This window comes from Paenibacillus sp. FSL R5-0713 (assembly GCF_037973325.1).
Lineage (GTDB): Bacteria > Bacillota > Bacilli > Paenibacillales > Paenibacillaceae > Paenibacillus.
In genome coordinates this window covers 2,064,782-2,088,769 of record NZ_CP150229.1, presented here as the reverse complement: position 1 = coordinate 2,088,769, position 23,988 = coordinate 2,064,782, and the positions used below count along the sequence as shown (strand labels likewise).

At 45.2% G+C, this 23,988-nt stretch carries 26 protein-coding genes; 8 read left to right on the top strand and 18 right to left on the bottom strand.

Features of this window, described 5'->3' with window-relative positions:
* The first annotated feature begins 8 nt into the window (after nucleotides 1-8).
* From MKZ12_RS09570 to MKZ12_RS09555, 4 genes are all read left to right on the top strand, one after another.
* On the top strand, nucleotides 9-377 hold the full coding sequence (locus MKZ12_RS09570; protein WP_339260111.1) for a carboxymuconolactone decarboxylase family protein: 369 nt from the start codon (nucleotides 9-11) through the stop codon (nucleotides 375-377).
* Between the two features lie 187 nt (nucleotides 378-564).
* Nucleotides 565-915, top strand: a complete 351-nt coding sequence (locus MKZ12_RS09565) for a hypothetical protein (protein ID WP_339260110.1) — start codon at nucleotides 565-567, stop codon at nucleotides 913-915.
* A 54-nt stretch (nucleotides 916-969) separates the two neighbouring features.
* Nucleotides 970-1,962, top strand: a complete 993-nt coding sequence (locus tag MKZ12_RS09560) for a 3-oxoacyl-[acyl-carrier-protein] synthase III C-terminal domain-containing protein (RefSeq protein WP_339260108.1) — start codon at nucleotides 970-972, stop codon at nucleotides 1,960-1,962.
* Between the two features lie 303 nt (nucleotides 1,963-2,265).
* Complete coding sequence (locus MKZ12_RS09555) at nucleotides 2,266-3,327, top strand: hypothetical protein (RefSeq protein ID WP_339260106.1); 1,062 nt, start codon at nucleotides 2,266-2,268, stop codon at nucleotides 3,325-3,327.
* A 139-nt stretch (nucleotides 3,328-3,466) separates the two neighbouring features.
* On the opposite strand, the gene MKZ12_RS09550 is transcribed toward MKZ12_RS09555, so the two are convergent.
* The 8 genes from MKZ12_RS09550 to MKZ12_RS09515 form a co-directional block, all read right to left on the bottom strand.
* Nucleotides 3,467-3,775, bottom strand: a complete 309-nt coding sequence (locus MKZ12_RS09550) for a hypothetical protein (protein WP_339260105.1) — start codon at nucleotides 3,773-3,775, stop codon at nucleotides 3,467-3,469.
* 194 nt (nucleotides 3,776-3,969) lie between these two features.
* Entirely contained in the window at nucleotides 3,970-4,539 is a 570-nt protein-coding gene (locus tag MKZ12_RS09545; RefSeq protein ID WP_091014606.1) for a manganese catalase family protein, read from the bottom strand.
* Between the two features lie 94 nt (nucleotides 4,540-4,633).
* Nucleotides 4,634-4,909: a spore coat protein CotJB gene (locus tag MKZ12_RS09540; RefSeq protein WP_091014607.1), complete on the bottom strand. Its 276-nt coding sequence runs from the start codon at nucleotides 4,907-4,909 to the stop codon at nucleotides 4,634-4,636.
* Nucleotides 4,899-5,138 carry a spore coat associated protein CotJA gene (locus tag MKZ12_RS09535; RefSeq protein WP_091014608.1) on the bottom strand — a complete coding sequence of 80 codons (240 nt, stop codon included), beginning with the start codon at nucleotides 5,136-5,138 and terminating at the stop codon, nucleotides 4,899-4,901. Before MKZ12_RS09535 ends, MKZ12_RS09540 begins: the two co-directional genes overlap by 11 nt.
* A 167-nt stretch (nucleotides 5,139-5,305) precedes the next feature.
* A complete protein-coding gene (locus MKZ12_RS09530; protein WP_339240960.1) occupies nucleotides 5,306-6,661 on the bottom strand; it encodes a hemolysin family protein in 1,356 nt (451 codons plus the stop codon).
* 46 nt (nucleotides 6,662-6,707) lie between these two features.
* Nucleotides 6,708-7,844, bottom strand: a complete 1,137-nt coding sequence (yfkAB, locus tag MKZ12_RS09525) for a radical SAM/CxCxxxxC motif protein YfkAB (protein WP_091014610.1) — start codon at nucleotides 7,842-7,844, stop codon at nucleotides 6,708-6,710.
* Between the two features lie 220 nt (nucleotides 7,845-8,064).
* The gene (locus MKZ12_RS09520) at nucleotides 8,065-9,186 is read right to left on the bottom strand and encodes an HD-GYP domain-containing protein (protein WP_339260103.1); all 1,122 of its coding nucleotides are present in this window, start codon (nucleotides 9,184-9,186) and stop codon (nucleotides 8,065-8,067) included.
* A gap of 72 nt (nucleotides 9,187-9,258) precedes the next feature.
* Complete coding sequence (locus tag MKZ12_RS09515; RefSeq protein WP_339260102.1) at nucleotides 9,259-10,689, bottom strand: 5'-nucleotidase C-terminal domain-containing protein; 1,431 nt, start codon at nucleotides 10,687-10,689, stop codon at nucleotides 9,259-9,261.
* 120 nt (nucleotides 10,690-10,809) lie between these two features.
* Between MKZ12_RS09515 and MKZ12_RS09510 the strand changes: the two genes are divergently transcribed.
* On the top strand, nucleotides 10,810-11,553 hold the full coding sequence (locus MKZ12_RS09510; protein ID WP_339260100.1) for a molybdenum cofactor biosynthesis protein MoaE: 744 nt from the start codon (nucleotides 10,810-10,812) through the stop codon (nucleotides 11,551-11,553).
* A gap of 125 nt (nucleotides 11,554-11,678) precedes the next feature.
* Complete coding sequence (locus MKZ12_RS09505) at nucleotides 11,679-12,728, top strand: HD-GYP domain-containing protein (RefSeq protein ID WP_339240956.1); 1,050 nt, start codon at nucleotides 11,679-11,681, stop codon at nucleotides 12,726-12,728.
* A 136-nt stretch (nucleotides 12,729-12,864) separates the two neighbouring features.
* Here MKZ12_RS09505 and MKZ12_RS09500 read toward each other — a convergent pair whose 3' ends face one another.
* The 9 genes from MKZ12_RS09500 to MKZ12_RS09460 form a co-directional block, all read right to left on the bottom strand.
* Complete coding sequence (locus MKZ12_RS09500) at nucleotides 12,865-13,005, bottom strand: hypothetical protein (protein ID WP_017689533.1); 141 nt, start codon at nucleotides 13,003-13,005, stop codon at nucleotides 12,865-12,867.
* Between the two features lie 167 nt (nucleotides 13,006-13,172).
* Nucleotides 13,173-13,883: a M23 family metallopeptidase gene (locus MKZ12_RS09495; protein ID WP_339260098.1), complete on the bottom strand. Its 711-nt coding sequence runs from the start codon at nucleotides 13,881-13,883 to the stop codon at nucleotides 13,173-13,175.
* A gap of 315 nt (nucleotides 13,884-14,198) precedes the next feature.
* Nucleotides 14,199-15,596: a Fe-S cluster assembly protein SufB gene (sufB, locus tag MKZ12_RS09490; RefSeq protein WP_339240954.1), complete on the bottom strand. Its 1,398-nt coding sequence runs from the start codon at nucleotides 15,594-15,596 to the stop codon at nucleotides 14,199-14,201.
* Nucleotides 15,597-15,616: 20 nt separating this feature from the next.
* Complete coding sequence (gene sufU, locus MKZ12_RS09485; protein ID WP_017689537.1) at nucleotides 15,617-16,048, bottom strand: Fe-S cluster assembly sulfur transfer protein SufU; 432 nt, start codon at nucleotides 16,046-16,048, stop codon at nucleotides 15,617-15,619.
* Nucleotides 16,038-17,258: a cysteine desulfurase gene (locus MKZ12_RS09480; RefSeq protein WP_091032625.1), complete on the bottom strand. Its 1,221-nt coding sequence runs from the start codon at nucleotides 17,256-17,258 to the stop codon at nucleotides 16,038-16,040. The genes sufU and MKZ12_RS09480 overlap by 11 nt, the downstream gene beginning before the upstream one ends.
* Nucleotides 17,255-18,559: a Fe-S cluster assembly protein SufD gene (gene sufD, locus MKZ12_RS09475; protein ID WP_339260096.1), complete on the bottom strand. Its 1,305-nt coding sequence runs from the start codon at nucleotides 18,557-18,559 to the stop codon at nucleotides 17,255-17,257. Before sufD ends, MKZ12_RS09480 begins: the two co-directional genes overlap by 4 nt.
* Nucleotides 18,560-18,584: 25 nt before the next feature.
* The gene (gene sufC / locus MKZ12_RS09470) at nucleotides 18,585-19,367 is read right to left on the bottom strand and encodes a Fe-S cluster assembly ATPase SufC (RefSeq protein ID WP_062833524.1); all 783 of its coding nucleotides are present in this window, start codon (nucleotides 19,365-19,367) and stop codon (nucleotides 18,585-18,587) included.
* A gap of 370 nt (nucleotides 19,368-19,737) precedes the next feature.
* Entirely contained in the window at nucleotides 19,738-20,313 is a 576-nt protein-coding gene (locus MKZ12_RS09465; protein WP_339240951.1) for a DUF1802 family protein, read from the bottom strand.
* A gap of 124 nt (nucleotides 20,314-20,437) precedes the next feature.
* Entirely contained in the window at nucleotides 20,438-20,899 is a 462-nt protein-coding gene (locus MKZ12_RS09460) for a Dps family protein (protein WP_339240949.1), read from the bottom strand.
* A gap of 298 nt (nucleotides 20,900-21,197) precedes the next feature.
* Between MKZ12_RS09460 and mtnK the strand changes: the two genes are divergently transcribed.
* Nucleotides 21,198-22,415, top strand: coding sequence for an S-methyl-5-thioribose kinase (gene mtnK, locus MKZ12_RS09455; protein WP_339260095.1), 1,218 nt, complete (start codon nucleotides 21,198-21,200; stop codon nucleotides 22,413-22,415).
* A gap of 23 nt (nucleotides 22,416-22,438) precedes the next feature.
* Nucleotides 22,439-23,512 carry an S-methyl-5-thioribose-1-phosphate isomerase gene (gene mtnA / locus MKZ12_RS09450; protein WP_339240946.1) on the top strand — a complete coding sequence of 358 codons (1,074 nt, stop codon included), beginning with the start codon at nucleotides 22,439-22,441 and terminating at the stop codon, nucleotides 23,510-23,512.
* Nucleotides 23,513-23,630: 118 nt separating this feature from the next.
* On the opposite strand, the gene MKZ12_RS09445 is transcribed toward mtnA, so the two are convergent.
* Complete coding sequence (locus tag MKZ12_RS09445; RefSeq protein WP_017689545.1) at nucleotides 23,631-23,933, bottom strand: DUF1805 domain-containing protein; 303 nt, start codon at nucleotides 23,931-23,933, stop codon at nucleotides 23,631-23,633.
* Between the last annotated feature and the right edge of the window lie 55 nt (nucleotides 23,934-23,988).

The window sequence follows — 23,988 nt, the reverse complement described above, 5'->3', positions numbered from 1 at the left end:
AGCATATCATGAGTGAACAAGTAGCTCAGGGACTAGACCGTTTTGCTAAACTCTCAGGGGAATACGGCGCAAGAGCCCTCGCACCCATCAAAGAGCATTTTCCCGAATTGTCGGAATTTATTATGGGGACGGCATACGGGGATATTTTTCAGCGCACCACGATTACGGATCAATGGAAAGAAGTTGCTATCATCTCTTCGTTGATCACCCAAGGACAGTATGAACAATTGGGGGTACATTACACCATGGCGCTGAGCGTGGGAGTGACAGTGGATCAACTCAAGGGAGTATTGCTACATCTGGCACCCTGTGTGGGTGCTCCACGCATTATTAGTGCATTTAATATTTTGCTTGCTACCTTGGACGAAATACAGTAATTCACTTTTCTACATTTTTATACACGATTCGACTTTTTTATTGATCTTTTTACATTCCTACCTTTATAATATGGTTAAATTATCCTTCGAATCAGCTCTCATCTTAGAAGCTTTCAGCATAGGCCCTATGGAGCTGTGTATCCATTAGCAGGATAGCCTTAACTCATTTAAAGGAGAGAGATCAAGCATGGGAAATTTCATTCTTAAGACTGACGTTCCGAACAAGGTGTTAAACATTGAACTGGAGGGTTCTTTCTCTCAAGAAGACGGTTTGCGTTCCATCTCGGCCTATCAGGATACGATCGCTCCTATTAACACCAAGGAGTTCGACCTGAACATCGATTGCAAAAAGTTGAATGTTACTGCTCCGGAGATTGTTCCTCTTTTGGAAGGCTGCCTTCAAATGTTCAAAAAAGATGAATATAAAAAAGTCGTGTTGACTCTCGAGAACAACGCGATTCTAAAAATGCAATTGTCCCGACTTGGTCGGTCTGTTGGCCTGGACAATCTCGAAATCATATCTACCGTTACCACTTAATAAACCAGGCGGACAAGCTGTGAATTCACCCTTCCGCTCAAGAGGAGAATGAAGATGGCCGGAATTCGTATTGTAGATATCGATATCTATCATCCAGCAACCAAGGTGCACAATGATTTTTATATTGAACATTTTGATGCAAGAGGTGTAGATATTCGTGGATTGTTAAAGGCACTTGGGCGTGATACACGTTATAAAATTGACAATGATGACGAAAATTCACTAAGCATGGCCTTTGAGGCAACCAGTAATTTACTGGAAAAAACCGGACTCACCGGTGCAGATATTGATCTGATTGCTTATGCAAGCCAAACGCCAGAATACATCTTTCCTACGAATTCCCTGATGATTCATCGCCTGATTAACGGAGCTTCTCACACGATCTGTATTGACAGTAACGCCAACTGTGCAGGCATGACTGCTGCTTTCGAACAGGTTAGCCGGCAGATGCTGGGTAATCCTCGGATTCGCCGGGCTTTAATCATTGGCTCGGATTACGTAGCTCCTCACGCTAGTCCCGATGATCCCGTGTACTTCGCCAATTTCGGTGATGCAGCAGCGGCGGTGATTATAGAACGGGATGAACATGCTATCGGTTTCATTGATTCAATCTATCAGACGGATACCTGCGTGTACGGCAATTCTCTTTTTCCTGCAGAAGGCTTGGCGAAGCTGGGCAAGACGGGTGTAGATGCGGGTGCCTTTCATGTGAAATTCATCCCTTTTGATGATTCCATCTGTGTGGATGCCGCTTCAGAGTCCATTCGTACCTTGCTGGCACGCAACGAGATTGGACCTGACGAGATCAGAGCCGCCTGCTTCTCCCAGCTATCCATTAGCAACATTCGCGCTGTATCCGAGAACGTTGGCATCGGTGATGATATTGCTGTCTATATCGGAGATGAGTTCGGATATACATCAACCAGCAGTCCGTTCATTGCATTGCATCGAGCGGTTACAACCGGGCAGATTCAGCGTGGTGACAAAGTGTTGTTCTGGACCGTTGGAGCCGGGTGGCAAAATGTTGCCATGGTGGTTGAATACTAGGTATACACTTCAAAATTTAATAAAACCATCTCTGGTACCACTACTAGAGATGGTTTTTTTGTTTCTCCATTTTCTTACCTATAACGTTCATTTGAGATTTATTACCTTTTACTGTGAAAATAGTCACTTACATATTATTACATAAAAACTATCATATAGAAGTAATTAAAATCCATAAAAGGAGATGTTTATGTTCAAGCACGATCTATATCTACCATTATCCTGAGTTGCTGCATTAAACGTAGTTAAAATTCATTGGTAATTATTCAACACACATTCCATTTGAGAGAGGGAGTTTTGAGTTTGAAGATAAGAAAATCGCTAACTTCATTATTATCCTTAGCTTTGTTATTAACTCCATTCAATCTTGTATTCGCAGATGGTAATATGGACACGATCACCATGAACAACGAGCTTAAAAAAAGGATCGAAGTCAACATCGATTCAGCAATCACTGGAAATGAGCGAGAAGTGATTGCTGATGTGATGGCCCGGCTCGACGAAGAAGATCGAGAAAATGTCATCTATGTCGCAGAAGATGGTGCCATTTACTCTAACAAGATGGAACTCAAAGAAACGACAGAAGTATATGATCTGGTTGAGAACAATGTCTATCAAAGTGCATCCGGAAAAGAACTTGTTGGTCCCGGAGTATCCACGAACGATTTTTCAGCATCTGCTATTAAAGATGATACCCAAATTTCGCCCGCTGCCGAAGTACCTAATCCAAGCGGAGGTTCCGGTCCTTATCGAAGAGTTTTCTCAAATAATGGATACAACTGGTTAAGTACTTATGTTACCATCCCAGGTGCCCCATACGTAAAAGGAAATGTTTCAACGGATGTTCCTTATGTATATCTGGGAGGTTGGGGATCTAACGGAAATGGGATCGATGCAGGTTTACAATACAGCACAGCCTTTGATAATTGGTCCCCCACGACGCTAGCAAATGGAGCGATGGTTCCCAGTACTACTCGCTATCGTTCAAATCAAGACATTTATATGAAATTTTATGTGACCAATCCCAATGAATGTACGTTGGCAGTATCAGGAATCACAACGACTGGCGAACAATTGACAACAACGATTGTAAGAAGCGGGGTAAGTGGCTGGGATAAAAGCGGTATAGGGATGAGAGTAAAACGAATGACCACTATCGGTCAAAAACCCGAGAACATGAACACAGGTTCATCGATTAAAAATGTGCGCTGGCATGATATCACTGTAGGCTACTATTCTGGTAGCAATCTGATATATAGCAGTTGGGGCAGTGGACAAACCGGAGGATATCACTCTGTGCCATCCGATAAAGTAAGTGTCAATTATGTAAGCCCTGGTGAAGAAACCGTAAGCATACAACTGTAGTATCTATTAAACTGAAAAAGATGCTCTAAATGAAAGTAGCAGTTCCAAGATTATTCAATCTTGAGAACTGCTACTTTTAAAATTTTATAAAAGCGTTGTTATAGGAACCTGTGAACTATGTTTAATCAACCATTTCTGATTATCTGTAAACGGTCCCTTCGTATCTTGCAGCAACAATTCCATCAACAATATGATAACTAGACAACACTAAGGTGCCTACATAGCCGTCTGGCGTAACATAATCCGTAAGATATTGTGGTACTCCAAAACCTACAGGATAATAATGCACTACAGAAAAAGTTTTACTTTCAAGCATAGGAGATACTACGTCTGATACACTTGTACTGGTATTCGGTTGAATAGTTGCCGCAGACACGCCAGCACTTGAAATGGAAGTGGTCAGAATAAAGGAACATGCAGTCAACATAAGAACTTTACTAAGTCTCAAAATGATCATCTCCTTAATAGAGTTTTTAACTACAATTTCATTGTATAATATGTCAGTGTATTTAACAACAATATTTGTAAATTATATTATTATATGTAATTTAATCTTAAAAATTTTTTATTTAATTTTATTATCTTTTCATACAAAAAAGCAGCCCTACTGGACTGCCAGACTTCTGCATCGATATTAAATATTCAAAAAATTTTCTTTGTGTCCCGATCGTCTTTCAAAATCTCCACGGCTTCCCGGAACCTTAACGAATGCACGATCTCCCGTTCCCGCAGAAACTTCAGACTATCCTGTAGATCTACGTCATCGGTCAGATCGATTAACCATTGATATGTAGCCCGGGCTTTCTCTTCTGCTGCAATATCCTCGTACAAATCCGCGATTGGATCTCCCTTTGAAGCAATGTATGCTGCAGTAAAAGGTACACCTGAGGAATTCGTGTAAAATAAAGCAGAATCGCGCTGAGCATAATTAGGACCGAGTCCTGCTTCCTCTAGTTGCTCCACTGACGCGTCCTTTGTTAACTTGTAGATCATGGTGGCAATCATCTCAAGGTGAGCAAATTCCTCTGTGCCTATGTCGTTCAGCAGCCCGATTATTTTGTCCGGAATGGTATACCGCTGGTTCAAGTACCGCAGAGCTGCTGCCAGCTCACCGTCCGCTCCTCCATATTGTTCAGCCAGCAATTTTGCCATATGAGGATCACATTTGCTAACCCGAACAGGATACTGCAATTTTTTCTCATACACCCACATGCAGAGCCCTCCTTTTTTAATAAAATCGAAATTGCTGGCATGTTCCCCGAGTCCCCGGCTTTACAAATTTGCACGGAAACCCGAGGGGATTATTTCACACCTGCCATGGCCACGGTGTCTGAGACCACTCCCAAGGATATTTGGAGAATGCATGACCAAAGTTCATCAGCGGTCCATACAATTGTTGAAATTCATGTGCAACTCTCATGCGCTCCTGACTGAATTTGTTGTACTGTTCAATACTCTGAAAATCACCCGGATGGGTGTCCAGATACAGATTCAGCTCAACTAATACAAAGTCCAGTGCCTGGAGCTCCTCTAACAGCTCGTAGTACCTTGCATCACAGGCTTTGGGTACTTCAGGCTCCATCCGACTCCACCTTCCTCCCTTTCGATCTCGCTGGTGTATAAGGGCTGTATAATGCAGGCCACAACGTTCCGATTCTTAAGGCTTCTGCCGGGCTGTACTGAGGCCAGCCCATAGGTTGAAATGGAATGAATAATTGCGGAGGAACCAGATACGTTCGAATCTTTACGGGTGGACAAGGATCAAACGGTCCTACAAATGGGACATAAGCTCGAAGCTGTGGATCTTTCACAGAATAACTCTCCTTTCTGCATGTTTATATGCACTCAACGTACCTTTAAAACAATTACTTCCGTCTCTATATCCATATGTTTCAGGTCGGCAAGTTAATCCCCTTTTAACTGACACATCAAAAAAACCTCTGAAAGTCCACCATAAGGCGTTCCTTCAGAGGTCAATTTAGTGTGTTGACTGATCTTCTTCCGTATTCATGTCTTGTGGGACAGATTGCTTATACACTCGAACCCGGGTGATTCGTAAGCGAGTGGCTTCTTCCACTTCAAAAACGTACCCATTAAGCTCCTGCATTTTCCCCTTGGCCGGACTGCCTCCAAGCTCTTTAAACAGCCATCCACCAATCGTATCTACTTCCTCATCCTCAATGATGGCCCCAGTCCACTTATGAACTTCTTCAATAAGCGATCGACCATCAATGGAAAATGAATCGCCGGTGCGTTCCATATGCGGACGCTCATCCTCAAACTCGTCATACAAGTCTCCAACGATCTCTTCCAGAATCTCTTCCGCAGTCAGCAATCCAGCTGTGCCCCCATACTCATCCACGACCAGGGTCATCTGAGAATGTTTCTTCTGCATCATCCGCAATACCTGGCTAATCTCCATGGATTCGGGAACGTTCAAGATGGGACGGACAAGCGAAGCCAGATCACGTTGCTGCTCCGGGTCAGCCAGCAGCAGGTCTGTGATATGGATAAACCCTATAATCTCATCCTTGTCTTCTACTGCCACAGGATACCGGGAATGTTTGGTTGCATTAATAATCTCCAGATTTTCCTCCAAAGACATGTGGGTATACAAACAATCCATATCCGTACGAGGCAGCATGACTTCACGTGCCAGCATATCGGAGAAGTCAAAGATGTTATCCATCAGTTTGATCTCATCCTTATCAATGACCCCACTTTTGGCACTCTGCTTCATCAGTATACGAAGCTCATCTTCTGAGTGAGCTTCTCCTTCACTGGCAGGTTCGATACCTGCCAGACGCAGCAATGCATTGGCCGATACATTCAGTACCCAGATGAACGGAAAGAAAATTTTGTAGAACAACAGCAAAGGTGCAGATAAGAACAATGCCACACCGTCTGTTTTTTGAATAGCAAGTGATTTAGGGGCGAGCTCACCTAGAACAATATGCAGAAATGTAATGATACAAAAACCAATAATGACCGACACAGTCGAAATAAGTCCTGCATCTCCTACACCAAGTTTAAACATGAGTGGCTCAACGAGCAATTCCGAAATGGCCGGTTCTCCCAGCCACCCAAGTCCGAGCGATGTCAGCGTAATCCCGAACTGAGTTGCCGATAGATAGGAATCCAGTTTACTATTCACCTTCAATGCGTAACCAGCCATACGGTTTCCTTCACTCTGTAATTGAGTTAAGCGTGTCTGCCTTACTTTCACAAGCGAAAATTCTGCTGCAACAAATACGCCATTCAAAAATACGAGCAAAAAGACACAGACCAGATTAAATACTAGCTGCCCAAGATGAAACTCGGTATGAATATCCAAGTTGAAACTCCCCTTTTCTATCTATTTCAGGAATACACCTGGAATATCAACGTGTGATGGCCTTTCTGGATTTGAAATCCACACCTTTGTAATACATATCCGCTACGAGCAGGTTTGGCCCGCAACAGGATGCGATATCACAATGGCAGTTAACCGTCTGATTGAGCGGATGTTCCGCTGACCACTCATGGAACACCTCATCCAGCTTACGATCACGAATGTTGCCAAACGCCGGGATATCCGCAAAATCCGTCACATACACATTGCCTGTAAACATGTTGACGTTCACACGGTTGCGTCCGTCCGGATCGTTACGTACCGTCACATTTGGCTCGCTGTACAGTCGGTTAATCAATTCCCGATCCTGCTCAGCTGCACTACATGCGAAGAATGGCAATGTCCCGAAGAGCATCCACATATCCTTGTCACGCACATCAAGCAAACGATGAATCGCCGCTCTCATATGATCCAGTGATAACACGGGCAGCGACGAAGCAAAGTTCGAGTTATACATCGGATGCACTTCATGGCGAACACAGCCCATCTCACGAATCAATTGATGAATACCATCCAGCTTGTCATGCGTACGGAAGTTAATCATTGACTCCGCAGAGATAAACATGCCTGCTTCACTCAGTTTGCGGGAATTCTCAATCATTTTCTCATACATCTTCACCGCTACTTCACGTTTTACAGGTCTGCCACTATTTGCAAATCCGACTTGATGGAAATCGTCAGCATTCAGATAGTTGAATGAGATATGCATAACGTCCAGATACGGTAAAAGCTGCTCATACCGACTGATATCCAATGTCAAATTCGAATTAATCTGGGAACGAATTCCACGTTCCTTGGCATATTTGAGCAGTGGGATGATCATTTCATCCACTGTTTTCTGGCTAAAGCTTGGCTCGCCACCCGTCAGACTAATCGTCTGCAGATGCTCCACTTCATCCAATCGTTTCAGCATCAGAGGAAGTGGTAGAGCCGGTGCTTCGCGCATCGTAAGCATATCTCCCACGGCACAATGCTCACACCTCATATTGCACAGATGTGTCACAGTCATTTCTACACTGGTCAGCACATGGCGTCCATATGTACGCAGAGAGCCGATCGGATCCCACGGATCATTGGTCGGCGATAAAGGCATCGGTTGTACCGATCCTGAGTTTAGCATGGTCATTGTTCTTCACCTTATTCCTTTTATTAACCTAAAAAGTTTTATTTACATCATACCTTGTGTTTCTCTTTTTGGAGTTATCTTTTATCATAGCACAATTTTGAATGCTCCGGCATACGTAGACCCTGTCCATTACATGACAAAAAACGCTCAGGCAACTCTGGACCGAATCACGAAACGGCCCCGATATTACGACATGAGCGCTAATCATCTTTCTAGTTGTTCAGCTTTGCACCTGTTCACTTTGGGCCGCAGATGGTGTATCCTCCACACCCTCTACACCTGTGATCATCACAGACAGAGCTGTCAGCAGGTTAATTTCGTAAGGCGAAGATAAAGTCTGGCCGTCCGCATCTTTTAGAACACGGATCAGCGGACGTTGGGGAACACGTGAATGAATGGATGCAACTACCCCAACCTCTCCCGTACTGAGCTTAACTGAAAGACCTACTGGGTATATGGCTACACAATCCCTGAACTTCTCCAGCATCCGTTGTTCGTACAGGGTCCCTGAACCAGTGTACAGAACCTCGACAGCCTGATGCGGCAATAAGGCTTGCTTGTACACCCGATTCGTCGTCATGGCATCATAGGAATCAGCAAGCGCAATCCACTTGGCATATTCGTGAATTTCTTTGTCTTTCAACCCAAATGGATATCCGCTACCATCAATTCGTTCATGGTGCTGCAATGCACAATGCGCAGATAGAAGCGGTATGCCTGGTTCATCTTTGAGAATACGGTGTCCATATGTAGTGTGCTGCTGAATGATTTTAAATTCCTCGTCACTCAATCTGGAGGGTTTGTGCAGGATCTCAGGTGCAATCTGTGTCTTGCCGATATCATGCAACAAGGCGCCCAGACCAATCTCCATTAATTGCTGGCGTGTGTAACCCGAAGCGACACCAAGAACCAATGTGTACACACATACATTCAGAGAATGGTTATACAGGTCAAAATCACTGGAATTCATGTCCATCAGCATAATCATGGCTTCCTTCTGACTGCCGATGTCTTCCAGAATGGCATTCATCACACCACTAAGCGCTTTACCGAAATGAGGAATCTGATTTTTGGTTTTTAGTCCTGACATACTCTGAAATTGCTGCTTGATCTCTACCAATGCCTTCCTCTTGGTCTCTTCCTGCAACATATCAGGAACGATGATATCCTCTGTCGCAGCATCTTTAATATACACATAACCAACCCCGAGATCTTTGAGCCGCCCAATCAATCGACTGGTTAGCTCTACATCCTCACTAAGTAATACCAGGCCTTCTTCACTATAAATTCGTTTCCCCAGCTTCATGCCAGGCTGCAATAGGTTTATATGTACTAAACGCACAGCCTATCCTCTCCCGCTCCGTAGATGTAATTACCACTAGCCGCCGCTTCAGCAGAAGGCAAGTCCTTTAATTTAGCTTTGATGCCAGCGGGCTCGCAGGCTGTCGTCCAGAGCCCCTGGTCGTTTAATTTCCGTTTCCAGCAGATCGCGTATGAATTCGGGAAGATGATAGAGCGTACGGGTTCCATGAGCCAGAGGAGGATACCCGACATTGAACGTAAACATGTCCAGTGTTCCAACGATATACTCACACTGTTCGTCCATAGGCTCCCCATTAATGGATATGGTCTGGATCTTCTCATAGGCAGGCGCATGCGGATTGTATTGAACTTCCATTCCATCCATACATAATGTACCTAGAATTTGACCACGAAAACCAAAGCCGACAATAGGCTTACCTGAAAATTCATCCAACAAGGACTGTTCAAGTGCTTCACGAATATGACTTCCACTCAAGCATATTGTACAAGCATTTATAGGAGATGGACATAGGGAATGCAACATTCCTTTTGTAATATTACCTTGTGGAAGATCTCCGAGAAGCTGACCTGCGTTCACCAACGATAGCTGTGCCCCCGTGAAATGACGAACAGCTTGTGCAAGCAATGTTGCTAGCGGCGATTCCCTGTCATACGCGATGGGCAGTACCCGGTCTGTTATCACTGCCGTCTGATTAAGTGCCCTTTCGGCTTCCGCACGATCCGTAGCGATTGCCAGCGCGACCTGATCATCCAGTAATATACTCTTGGCAGCCATACAACCGCTACTTACCAGTTGAAGAGGTTCTCCCCCGCTTGTTCGTTCCAGAACCACTTTCCCAAGCCATTGTCCAAATTTCCCAGCTGCGCCCAGCACGGTCTGGCCTATGACTAATGGTTCTTCTAGAACATGATGGGTATGTCCACCGAGAATAACATCAATTCCAGTGATCTGCTGCGCCAGTCTCCGATCTGTGGAAAGTCCCAGATGTGAAAGAATAACCACCACATCCACTTCATCACGTAACGATTCTACTTGAGCACTTAGTGACTCCAGAGGGTCCAGAACATCCCACCCAAGAAGTTCGTAAAACGTGGTGAAAGGCGCAGTTGCCCCCAGCAGACCAATGCGAAATGGACCTTTCTCCACAATCAGAGAAGGTTTCATCCAGACTGGCGGAAGGCCAGTATCTTGCTCCACAACATTGCCGCATACCACAGGACACAGAAGGCCAGCATAGGACTGCGCGAGCTGATCTGGCGTAAACGTGAGTCCTTCGTTGTTACCAATTGTAATGGCATCGTAGCCCGTCAGGTTAATGACATCAACATTAGCCGTACCCAGTGTTCCCTCTGTTTCAACGGCCATCCGGTCCATATGATCACCGATATCCAATACAAGAAGGTTGCCACCTTGGTCCCGTTCCTCATTGATCATAGCGGCGATGGTGCTCATGGAGCCAAAGTGGCTATGAATGTCATTGGTGTGTAGAATCGTTAACGTTTGCTTCTCCCTGGTGCTCATCACACCGCCTCCCCTGCTCTTGAATAAACGTTCATTCTTCTAATGGATAAGCATAACATTTTCCACGTCGTTATGATATATTTAAAGGGTTTAAAGACCAAAAAGAGGTGGACCATATCCATGAAATTGACAATTCAACTATTTGCAGGCATTGCTGAACGCTTAAATACATCCCTTCTGGAGTTTGAATATATTGAAGGCATTCCAACCGCTGCCGAGTTAAAAGAAAAACTGAGTCTGGCTTACCCTGAGGCAGCTTCTCAGATAAGGTCATCCTTTTTGGCCGTTAACCAACAGTACGCTCCTGCCGATACTATAATTAGATCAGAAGACGAACTTGCCTTAATACCTCCAGTCTCGGGAGGCGATGGTACGGATATATCCAATGAGCATCAATCTACTTTTCCTGAGCATCGGACGGAAGATGGCTTATTCCTGATTACAGAGTCCACCTTGTCTGTAGAAGCAACAACGGCGCTAGTGATTACCCCGAATCACGGGGCAGCTCTTACTTTTGTAGGTACGACTCGTGAAATGACTGGTGAACAGCGCACCGTCCATCTGGAGTATGAGGCCTATGTGCCAATGGCCCTTTCTCAGATGGCGGCTATTGGTGTGGAAATCTCCGATCGATGGCCTGGTGTGTTGTGTGCAATCAGTCACCGCATCGGCAAAGTGGATGTGGCAGAGATTAGTGTAGTCATTGCCGTATCCTCACCTCATCGCAACGATTGCTATGATGCAAGCCGCTACGCCATAGAGAGACTCAAACAGACCGTTCCGATCTGGAAAAAGGAAATCTGGGAAGATGGATCAGAATGGAAGGGTCATCAATTAGGACCATGGAACCCCATGGAGAACTAAACAATGAGCCTTTACACCTTTTTAGACAGAGTGGGTTAATAGTAAATAAGTCGTTGTCAACCCATTTTTTTCTTGTTATTATAATGATATATGTCGATATTAGTCGAGGAAAAGGTGGTTTATACGTGAGAGTGCATGTTACTGATCTCAAACCTGGCGACCTGTTAAAAAATGATGTATACAACAGTTCGGGTCTCCACATCCTGATGAAAGGTTCCACCCTCAGTGAAGATGACCTGTCCAAGCTGCTGCAACATGGAATCGATTACGCAGATGTAGAACATACAACATCCGACCTACACTCTGATGCACAAACCTTACCTTCCGATCAAACCCGTCTGTTAACTAATCTGTTTAACGATACGATCAAAGGTACTGAGTCTCTATTTCAACAAGCGATGGAGAAGGGTTTTATTGATGAGACACAAGTCGATGAGATTTTGATTACCCTAACGGGACAGTTGGAAAAGCAGAAAGATGTTGTCTCCTTGTTGCTTATGCTGGACGGGGATAGTGATTATACGTATAACCATTCATTGCAAGTCGGAATGCTCGCTTTTTATATCGCCGGCTGGATGGGTTATAACCCCGAGGAATGTCTAACGGTAGCCAAAGCAGGATATCTTCATGATATTGGCAAGTCCAAGATTCCTTCTGAAATGTTACATAAACCTGGTAAATTGACCACGGAAGAATTTGACGAAATGAAGAAACACACATTCTATGGGTACGATATCATTAAAGAATCCACGCAGGATGAAATTCTGGCAACGGTTGCTCTTCAGCATCATGAGCGCGAGGATGGAAGTGGTTATCCCCATGGACTGCGAGGGGACGAGATCCACCCATATTCCCGTATAACGGCTGTAGCGGACGTTTACAGCGCCATGACGACCAATCGGGTGTATCAAACCAAACAGGAACTCATCTCTGTTCTGTGTGAACTGTACAGTCTCAGTTTCGGTCAGTTAAATGGTGAAGCCACGCAGGAACTGATCAAGCACATGTTGCCTAATTTTATCGGTAAACGGGTTCTGCTCTCCACGGGTCAGACGGGACTAATTGTGATGAATAATCCTGCAGATTACTTCCGCCCACTCGTTCAGACCTCTACGGCCTTTATTGATTTAGCGAAAGAAAGAGATATTGCTATCGTTGAGATCTATGTACAGTAACTGTTCATTGTACAAACATGCATACGAAGAACCAAAAAGTAGCTTAGATAGGCATAGCAAACTTAATAAGTTGATTATGACCAAAGGGAAGCCTTAATCGGCTTCCCTTTGTGTATTTCTATTCGATCATATTGGATTACACGCAGAATGCTTTTGTGATGATAACCAACAGAATGAACAGTACCAGGATTGCACCCGTGTTAGTGAACATATTGTATCCACCAACGCCACCTACTCCGCCTACGTTGCCTCCACAGCCATATCCTACTTCGCTCATGTGATTGCCTCCTCTTCATCAGGTATACCCTAACATATGACGTTTATCGACCTAATGAACCGGGCGAAGTGGCAACATTCCACAATTGGTTGTCTGCCTGGGTTCTGCCCCGAGGATTCGAACTATTCATAAAAATAAATCCTGTCGTTCCGAATGATCTATATATTCTAATCCGAATGAACCTGGATGCCTTTTTCCTTACGGTGCATGATAACAAGTAATCTCCAAAATTCATAACTGCCTTTGTCGTTCATAATAAACGGACGATAATAATCATAAGCTTGTTGCGCCCATGTGGGACAATCCATATTGGAAAGTTGATTTTGTTGCTGAATCCATTCCTCTTGAATCTCCAGCGTCTTCTGCATGTCTTCAAATATTCTCTTCTGCTCAGCGGTCATCGGCGGAGCCTCCTGTTCCTGAGTCGCAGTTCCGTATTCGGCCGCCAGATATGCAGCGGGTTCCGTCACACCATCTTCACTGGCTGTATACCCGTAAGAAGGTGCACTTGTTTTACGAATCTCATAATGTACATGCGGACCAGTACTCTGACCCGTGCTTCCCTGATTACCGATCAGCTGGCCTCGTTTCACCAACTGTCCAACTGTTACGGCAATGCGAGAAAGGTGACCATAACAATGCAAGTAGCCTCGATGATCTTGAAGGGCAACTGTAAGCCCATAACCGCCGAATCCGGAGCCTGTAACTCCTTCGGAAGCAAAACGTACCCTGCCTTCCATAAAGGCATAGACAGGGCCATTCCACGGCTCTGTTACGAGATCAATTCCGCGGTGAAATGTTTGTCCACCATGAATGGGATGAATGCGATAGCCGAATGAACTTGTAATCCGATATCCCTCGAAAGGGTTAACGCTCATACACTCACATCCTTTTCTATCATTACATGCTTAAATCTATGAAATGGCTTGTGCTATTGGTCTTATTTTATTACAAAAAAGCACCGCTCAGACTAGGTTTAAGCATAGCAGTATGCTTTTTTAGTCAAATTCTTTTCCCTTATATTTCGTTCTATACTAGAATCTGATCATTAATATGTACAATAAATGAACAGAACAGTATAAAAAAAAGACCGAGGAATTCACCTCGATCTTTTTTAGTATTACATGATTTAAGTTAGGTCGGATTCAGGACGAGAACGTCCCGATCTGCTGAATAATCCTTTTTGAATGGGATTAACCAATAGAGCCTTCCATTTCGAATTTGATCAATCTATTCATCTCAACAGCATATTCCATTGGCAATTCCTTCGTGAATGGCTCAATGAAGCCCATGATGATCATTTGTGTAGCTTCTGCATCCGTCAGACCGCGGCTCATCAGGTAGAAGAGCTGATCCTCGGACACTTTGGATACCGTAGCTTCATGCTCCAGCATGATGTTATCATTCATGATTTCATTGTAAGGAATTGTATCTGATGTGGACTCATTATCGAGAATGAGTGTATCACACTTGATGTTGGATTTCGCGCCCTCAGCTTGACGTCCAAAGGAAGCCAAACCACGGTACGTTACTTTACCACCATGTTTACTGATGGATTTGGATACGATCGTAGATGTTGTATCCGGAGCCAAGTGGATCATTTTCGCACCTGCATCCTGATGCTGGTTTTTACCAGCTACAGCGATGGAGAGTACGGAACCTTTAGCTCCACGACCTTTCAGTACAACCGCTGGATATTTCATCGTCAGTTTGGAACCGATGTTACCATCGACCCATTCCATCGTTGCATTTTCTTCTGCAACCGCACGTTTCGTAACGAGGTTGTAGATGTTTGGTGCCCAGTTTTGAATCGTTGTGTAACGAACACGAGCATTTTTCTTACAGATGATCTCAACGACCGCACTGTGCAGTGAGTTTGTGCTGTAGATCGGAGCTGTACAGCCCTCTACATAGTGAACAAAGCTGTCTTCGTCCGCAATGATAAGTGTACGCTCGAATTGCCCCATATTCTCGGAGTTGATCCGGAAGTAGGCTTGCAGAGGCACTTCACATTTAACGCCCTTAGGCACGTAGATAAAGCTTCCTCCGGACCACACCGCACTGTTCAATGCAGCAAATTTGTTATCTGCTGGCGGAATAACTGTTGCAAAATATTCACGCAGGATTTCCGGATGCTCTCTGAGAGCCGTATCCGTATCCATGAAGATTACCCCTTGGTCTTCCAATTCCTTTTGCATGTTGTGATATACAACCTCAGATTCATACTGAGCCGATACCCCTGCAAGGAATTTTTGCTCTGCTTCAGGGATACCCAATTTATCAAAGGTTTCCTTGATTTCAGAAGGGACCTCTTCCCATGTTTTCCCTTGTTTTTCAGAAGCACGAACGTAGTACTGAATATCGTTGAAATCCAATCCGTCGAGATCTCCGCCCCATTTCGGCATCGGCATCTTTTCGAATTGTTTCAAGGATTTCAGACGGAATTCCAACATCCATTCCGGTTCGTTCTTAATCCGGGAAATCTCGGTAACTACTTCTGCAGTCAGACCTTTACCGGTTTGAAAGATGGATTTGTGCTCGTCGCGGAAACCATATTTATACTCTTCCATTTCTGGTGCTTTTTTAGCCATCTTGCTCTACCTCCCTATCGTTATTGTACTTTGTTCTCTTCGTCAATCCCTTTGCGTAATGCATTCCAGGCCAGAGTGGCACATTTGATGCGTGCAGGGAACTTGTTCACACCGGATAGGGCTTCGAGATCTTCATAATCGTCGAAATCGACTTCTTCACCTTTCATCAGTGAGGAAAAACGGTTAGCGATATCGAGTGCCTGTTCCATCGTTTTGCCTTTGACGGCCTCCGTCATCATTGATGCAGAGGACATGCTGATGGAGCAGCCTTCACCCGTATATTTGGCTTCCTGAACGATTCCGTCTTTCAGCAAAATTTGCAGTGAAATCCGGTCGCCGCACGTTGGATTGTTCAAATTCACCGTGACAGCGTCATTATCAAATGTTCCGCGGTTACGCGGGTTTTTGTAGTGGTCCATTATAACACGTCTGTACAGATCATCAAGTTGCATCGCCAAAGTACTCCTTTGTCTGGATTAAGGCGCTGACAAGCCGATCTACATCTTGTTCGTTATTGTATAGATAGAAGCTGGCACGAGCTGTTGAGCTAACTTCAAGCCAGCGCATTAGCGGTTGACAGCAATGGTGTCCGGCACGAATGGCTACGCCACTCGCATCCAGTACGGTTGCCACATCATGCGGATGAACATCCCCCAGATTAAAGGTAACAACACCCACATGCCGCTTCGCTGGGCCATAGATGGTTAACCCATCGATCTCGGCCAGACGTTCTGTTGCATAAGCTGCCAGCACACTCTCATGATGTGCAATCTCATCCATACCAATCTGTTCCAGGAAATCAATGGCAGCTCCCAATCCTACCGCACCTGCGATAATCGGGGTTCCACCTTCGAACTTCCAAGGAAGCTCTTTCCAGTTGGATTCGTATAGACCCACATCATCGATCATTTCACCGCCGAACTCAATAGGCTCCATGGACTCCAGCAGCGCCTTTTTGCCGTAGAGTGCACCGATTCCGGTTGGTCCGCACATTTTATGACCGGATAATGCATAGAAATCACAGTCCAGATCCTGCACGTCCACCTTCATATGAGGTGTGCTTTGTGCGCCATCAACAACGATGACAGCACCATTGCGGTGTGCAATTTCAGCAATTTGTTTCACAGGATGAATCAGACCCATAACATTGGATACATAAGCGATTGCTACAATTTTAGTATTGTTCGTAATCGTCTTCTCGACATCTGCCAGTTCAATATGACCGTCAGGCTGAAGCGGGATGTATTTCAATGTTGCACCTGTCTCCTTGGCAACCTGCTGCCAAGGTATCAGATTACTATGGTGCTCCATTTGCGTGATAACAATTTCATCGCCTTCTTTGCAATTGGCGCGGGCGTATGATGAAGCCACCAGATTCAGGGCTGTCGTTGTCCCGCGGGTAAAGATAATCTCCTGCGTACTACGTGCATTGATAAACTTGGCTACCTTCTCACGTGCGCCTTCGTAAGCGTCCGTTGCACGGCTTCCAAGGGTATGAACACCACGATGCACGTTGGAGTTCTCATACTCATAATAATGTTTGACCGCTTCAATCACAGCACGAGGCTTTTGTGAAGTTGCAGCACTATCTAAATATACGAGCGGGTGTCCGTTGATTTCCTGGTGGAGGATCGGGAACTGCTCGCGAATGGACGGGTTCATTGTCCCAGCTTCTTCTCAATCAGGGACTGCAATTGGGTACGCAGTGCTTCCAGAGGAATATCCGCCACCACCGGAGCCAGGAAGCCATAGATGATCAGGCGTTCGGCATCCGTACGGTTAATTCCGCGCGACATCAAGTAATGAATCTGCTCGGCATTGACTTGACCAACAGAAGCCGCGTGACCTGCTGTTACATCATCCTCATCAATCAGAAGGATTGGGTTAGCGTCTCCACGTGCTTTAGGGCTCAGCATCAACACTTTCTCTGTCTGCTGTCCATCAGCTTTGGTAGCGCCTTTCTCAATCTTCGTGATGCCGTTGATGATTGCAGAAGCTTCTTCACGCATAACCGCACGTGTAATCATCTGACTTGGCGTATTCTTGCCGAAGTGACGAGCTTCTGTGGTGTAGTTAATTTTCTGGGAACCGGAACCTACAGCGATAACTTTGGAGTCGGAACTTGATCCATTGCCTTTAAGCACAGTCATCGTGTTACTTGCTGTATCGCCATTGTTCATTTCACCGACGATCCACTCGATCGAAGCATCATTCTCCAAGACTGCACGACGGAATGAAACATCAGTTACGTTCACACTCAGTTGATGAACCGATGCATAGCGTACTTTAGCACCGGATTTTGCGAATACTTCCACAACACCATTATGGAATACAGGTGCGGACAGTTCGCCGGATACATAGTTATCCACATAAGTTACTGAGCTGTTTGCTTCTGCAACCACGAGTACGTGAGGTGCAAACGTTGCAGATGCATCATCCGTAAGCAGCACTGCTTGCAGTGGTACTTCAATTTCAACATTCTTCGGAACATACAGGAACACCCCGCCGTTCCAAAGTGCCGCATGAAGTGCAGCAAGGGAATGCTCATCTGCTTTCACTGCTGTGTTCAGATATGGTTTTACCAAATCACTGTGTTCGCGAACCGCAGTAGCCAGATCCGTGAAGATAACTCCTTTTGCCGCCAGTTCAGCAGACACTTTAGAATATACCGCACCGGAATTGCGCTGGATAACCAGACTGCCTTCAGCTTGATCCTGAACCAGATCTTTGATAGAAGCAGGTACTTCTGTCAAAGAAGAAATAGCTTCACTTGCTTTATATGTTCCGTACTCGCTGACATTCCAGCGTTCGATTTTTTGTTTTTCCAGTTTAGGAAGCGCAAGCCCACTCGCAAGCTTCAAAGCTTCGAGTCGCTGTTCGGTCAACCAGCCGGGTTCATTGTTGCTTTCCGACAAGGCGCGAAGCGCTTCAGATTCAACCGGAAGAATTGTTTGTGTAGTCATTAATTAATCCTCCTCCGTTTTGTCTTTACGCTTCTTGACCTACAGTTTCGTCTGTAATTCCCAGCTCTTCCTTAACCCAGTCATATCCTTCAGCTTCCAGACGGTGTGCCAGTTCAGGTCCGCCGGATTTCACGATACGACCTTGCATCATAACGTGTACATAGTCAGGAGTAATGTAGTTAAGCAGGCGTTGATAGTGAGTGATGATCAAGAAACCACGATCTTCGCTCTTCATTGCATTTACGCCGTTTGCCACGATTTTCAGAGCATCGATGTCCAGACCGGAGTCAATTTCATCAAGTACTACGATTTTCGGATCAAGCAGCATCATCTGCAGAATCTCGTTACGTTTTTTCTCACCACCGGAGAAACCTTCATTCAGGTAACGGTGAGCGAACTCAGGGTTCATGTCGAGTTCTTTCATTTTACCTTCCATTTGACGAATGAACTTGATCAGGGAGATCTCGTTACCTTCGCCACGACGTGCGTTAATTGCACTACGCAAGAAGTCGGAGTTAGTAACACCAGCAATCTCACTTGGATATTGCATAGCCAGGAAGAGACCTGCACGTGCACGCTCATCTACTGCCATATCCAATACATCTTCACCATCAAGTGTAATTGTACCGTCAGTTACTTCATATTTCGGATGGCCCATCAATGCAGAAGCCAAAGTTGATTTACCTGTTCCGTTCGGACCCATGATTGCGTGGATTTCTCCACCTTTCATTTCCAGGTTGATGCCTTTCAGGATTTCCTTACCTTCGATCGTCGCTTTCAGACCTTCAATGACGAAATTCGTAGCCATGTGTATTGTTTCCCTCCATTGATTAAATTGATGTTTGCTGTCGAAAACGAAAAAGCGCCTATTATATCTGAACAGGGCTTCCCCTGAATTTCTCTTGTACTCGAATCTTCAAAGCAAGAACACTTTAGAATAATTCTAAACTGATTCTCAATGATAATCAAGCTATTTCCTAAGAGTGTATATTCCTTGAAGGAAACATTATTCTTTCTGATTCTATAATAAATACCAGATTGAATCAAATGAGAAAACATCTTCTGCCGAGATGGACAGTGAGAAAAATCACAGAAAATCAAGCTTTTATCATATCTGCTGCACACTAATCCAAAAAAGGACTTATCCATATTATGGACAAGCCCCTTCATTAATAATATTACAATTTGAGCATCTCGTTAATCTTCTGTACCTGTTCGTCAAAATCCGCAACGTCCACCACTGGCGTCATTTCGCGCGGCACCGGACCATTCGGAATAGAAATCCATGAGCGACAGCCATTATATTCAGGCAATACGGGGATTTCCATCGGTTCTTTCAAAAGGTACACACGTAAAATCAATACATGGAGCGGATCTTTCCGTTTCCATTTCAAACGGTCTTCGGCAAAATCCGCTGTCCACATATGAAAGTCAAGAAGTCGATCCAGCATCTCCTGATCTCGTATCTCCAGATCCTGCGTTACTTCGGCATAAGCAGTAATGCGGATTGTCGAAGCTTCGGGCACCCATTCGGCCAATGATTCTTCAACAAAGGATTGATCCGAGGACTTAATCAGTTCTTTACGCTGATGTTCATAAGTCGGATACAGGTAAAACGCCGGACTTTTCAGCTCAAAATGTCGGGTTTCCTCTACAATCCCACCTTTGCGCATCACCATAATTTGGCGACCCGTTTCCAGTGCTTTGATTGCTGAGGCCCACTCTTTTAAAGCCGGTATCGTTGGTTCTAACATAAGCTGTTCCTCCCCCATCGTTCTTGTCAGCAGTATAGACGCTTAGGGCGTTTCTGACAACATGATTGGGGAACAGAAAGCTTACGAAGGAAACATACTTGTATTAGATTAATTCTTGCTTGTATTAACCCAGGAAAGAGCGAAGCATCCACATGTGTTTCTCAAGGTCAGCCTTGAAGCCTGTCAACATATCGGATGTTGGTTGATCTTCAGCTGCTTCTGCAACTTCAATACCTTCCTGATATTCGTTCGAAAGTGTAGCGAAGTCCTCAATCAGGTTTTGCACCATTGTATTCGCGTCTTCGCCACCAGCTGCCTCCTGGATAGAGGAAAGCTCCAGATACTCTTTCATTGTAGCCGCCGGGCTACCTTTGAGCGTAAGAATACGCTCCGCAATTTCATCCATTTGCACGGTAACTTCGTTGTAGAACTCTTCAAATTTCACATGCAACGTGAAGAAGTTAGGTCCTTTAACGTACCAGTGATAGTTATGAATTTTGACATACAATACGTTCAGGTTGGCTACCTGACGATTAAGTACTTGTTCCACCGATTTCGCTTGATCTGTTTTGTTTTTTGTAGCCATATTAATCCCATCCTTTTATTTAAAATTAGCCTGTCATGCCGTGATAAGCAGGTTGTCCCGCAATGCATAACAGAGAGTTAATAATGTGTCACCGCTTGGTAGCGGAGAGGCTCATGATCAGCGTTTCTCACAACTGTCCGGCCTATTTGTTTTTACCCTTGAACAGGAAGTTCGAATCAGGATCAACTTGGGTTGTCTCAAAAAAAAGTTCAAAAACCGCGCTATTTCCGATATACTGACATATACCAAGCAAAGAAGTGGGTTTTCCTGTTTCTTCATATATATGGAGGTGGCACCTTTGTCCCAATATCGCCCTTTAACCCCCCAAGATGCAATTGAACTGGCCAAAACATTACCGGGTCCATTTGCGGCAGATGCAAATCTGGATTGTCACGAGATCGGCGACGGCAATCTGAATTTGGTATTCCACATCACGGATCAGAACTCCGATAAAAGTATCATTATCAAACAGGCGCTTCCTTATGCGAAAGTGGTTGGAGAATCATGGCCACTCTCTCTTGTACGTGCCCGAATTGAACGTGAGATTCTTCAAGAAGAGTACCGTCTGTGTCCAGGGATGGTACCGGAAGTGTATCATTACGATGATGACCTCGCATTAACCGTTATGGAAGATCTGAGTGATCATGTGATCATGCGCAAGGGTCTGATTGAAGGTGTTTCCTATCCTCTTTTTGCACAGCATATTGGGGAATTCATGGCGAGAACGCTGTTCTTCACATCCGACTTGGGTATGGATCAGCAATTGAAGAAGGAACAACAGGGCAGATTCATTAACCCGGACCAATGCAAAATAACGGAAGATCTGATCTTTGATGAACCCTACCGGATCGCTGAAAAAAATAATTATGATGCTTCCATTGAAGATGAAGCTGACGCCCTTCGCACGGATGGGGAGCTCCACCTTGAAGTGGCCCTGCTGCGGGAAAAATTCCTGACACATGGACAGGCATTGCTTCATGGAGATCTGCATACAGGCAGTATTTTTGTTACACCTGAATCGACCAAAGTCATCGATCCCGAATTTGCATTTTACGGCCCCATGGGATTCGATGTCGGTGCAGTCCTTGCAAACCTGCTCTTAAATTACGCATCCCTGCCAGGATGGATTCAGGATGAGACTGCTTTACGTGAGCGTGAAACGCTTTTGCTGAATATGGTTCGTGATGTATGGACTGAATTCGAATCCCGTTTCCGTGCCCTCTGGGCTAACGACCTGGTGGATCCGATGGCAAAAACGCCTGGGTATCAGGAGCTGTATGTGCAGCAATTGTTCAGAGATTCGATCGGCTTCGCAGGTGCCAAAATGGTTCGTCGTATCGTGGGACTCGCTCACGTGGCGGATATAGATACCATTCCGAATGCAACTGAACGTGAACGTGCTCAGCGTAAATCATTGACCATTGGTAAAGCGTTAATCAAAAACAATCGCCGTTTGAATATCATCGGTGAAGTACTGGATATTGTATCTACAGCGGTTACTACGACTAAGGCTTAACACAAGGAACGGAGGAACCACCCATGACAACCCCTGAATATCAGCCTCTGTCCTCTCTGATCTGGAAAAAGGACAAACTTGAAATGCTTGACCAGCGTCTATTGCCCGAAACCATTCTTATGCTGAAACTCTATACACCCGAGGAAGTATGGGAATCGATCCACTCCATGAAAGTACGCGGTGCTCCAGCGATAGGTATTGCTGCTGCATTTGGTGTTGTATTAGGTGCCAAATCATACGATGGAACAACCATTCAAGGCTGGCTGGATCATGTAAAATCCATCTGTGCTCATCTGGCGACTTCCCGTCCAACAGCAGTGAACCTGTTCTGGGCGCTGGATCGCATGATGCAAAGAGCAAATGTGGTCGTTGAGTCCGGTTTGAGCCTGGAAGAGGGCAATGATGCCCTTGAAGTTGAAGCTCTGTTGATCCAGAAGGAAGATGAAGAAGTATGCCGCATGATCGGCGAGAATGCACTACCTTTGTTCGAGGATGGTATGGGTGTGCTCACTCACTGTAATGCAGGCGGACTGGCTACAGCGAAATACGGTACGGCAACCGCTCCAATGTATCTCGCACAGGAACGCGGTATCCATTTGAAAGTATTTGCAGACGAGACTCGTCCTGTACTTCAGGGTGCACGACTGACTGCATTTGAGCTTCAGCAAGCCGGTATTGACGTTACGTTGCTCTGTGATAATATGGCAGGCATGGTGATGTCCAAAGGTTGGATTCAAGCCGTTATCGTCGGAACAGACCGGGTTGCAGCGAACGGTGACGTAGCTAACAAAATCGGAACCTACAGTGTGGCCGTTCTTGCCAAGGCTCACAACATTCCGTTCTATGTAGCTAGCCCATTGTCGACGATCGACTTGTCTACTCCATCCGGAGATCTTATTCCGATTGAGGAACGAGCAGCCGAAGAAGTCACCGAAGGGTTTGGCAAACGTACCGCACCGCAAGGTGTTAAAGTATTTAATCCGGCGTTCGACGTAACGCCTAACGAATATGTAACAGCTATTATCACGGAAAAAGGCGTGGTTCGCGCACCTTTCAAGGAAAATTTGGCTGCTTTGTTCGCAAAGGAAGAAGCTTAACTTAATAAGAGTATTCAAGAAGAGAGTGTCGTGTATAGCGTTGGTGCCTACGATGTGCCAGGCCAATATTACGATGCTAAAGAAGGGCTTCCCTTATGGGTAGCCCTTTTGTTAGTGATTAAATCATTTTCAACAAAGCCTCTACACCCGTCATGCCAACCGTAATGCCCATGGCCTCGGCCTCTGTTGTCACCGACTCCATAGGTGCATGCAATAACTGCTCCAGTGTACGCACACCAACCGCCCGAGCCGCAATAATTTTGCGATCCCCGAGCTTCTCATTAAGTAATCCCACATCGAGTGCTCCACACATGATATATCCTTTGGATGTATTAATGGTCAACAACGTTGTTTTGGGCAGCTTGACTTCTACCCCAACCAATACATGCTCTCCAACTACAATGGGCTCCATCGTCACCATAATTTCCCGATCCACCTCCTCTTCCACAGGTCACGATAATTGTATGCCTCATTCG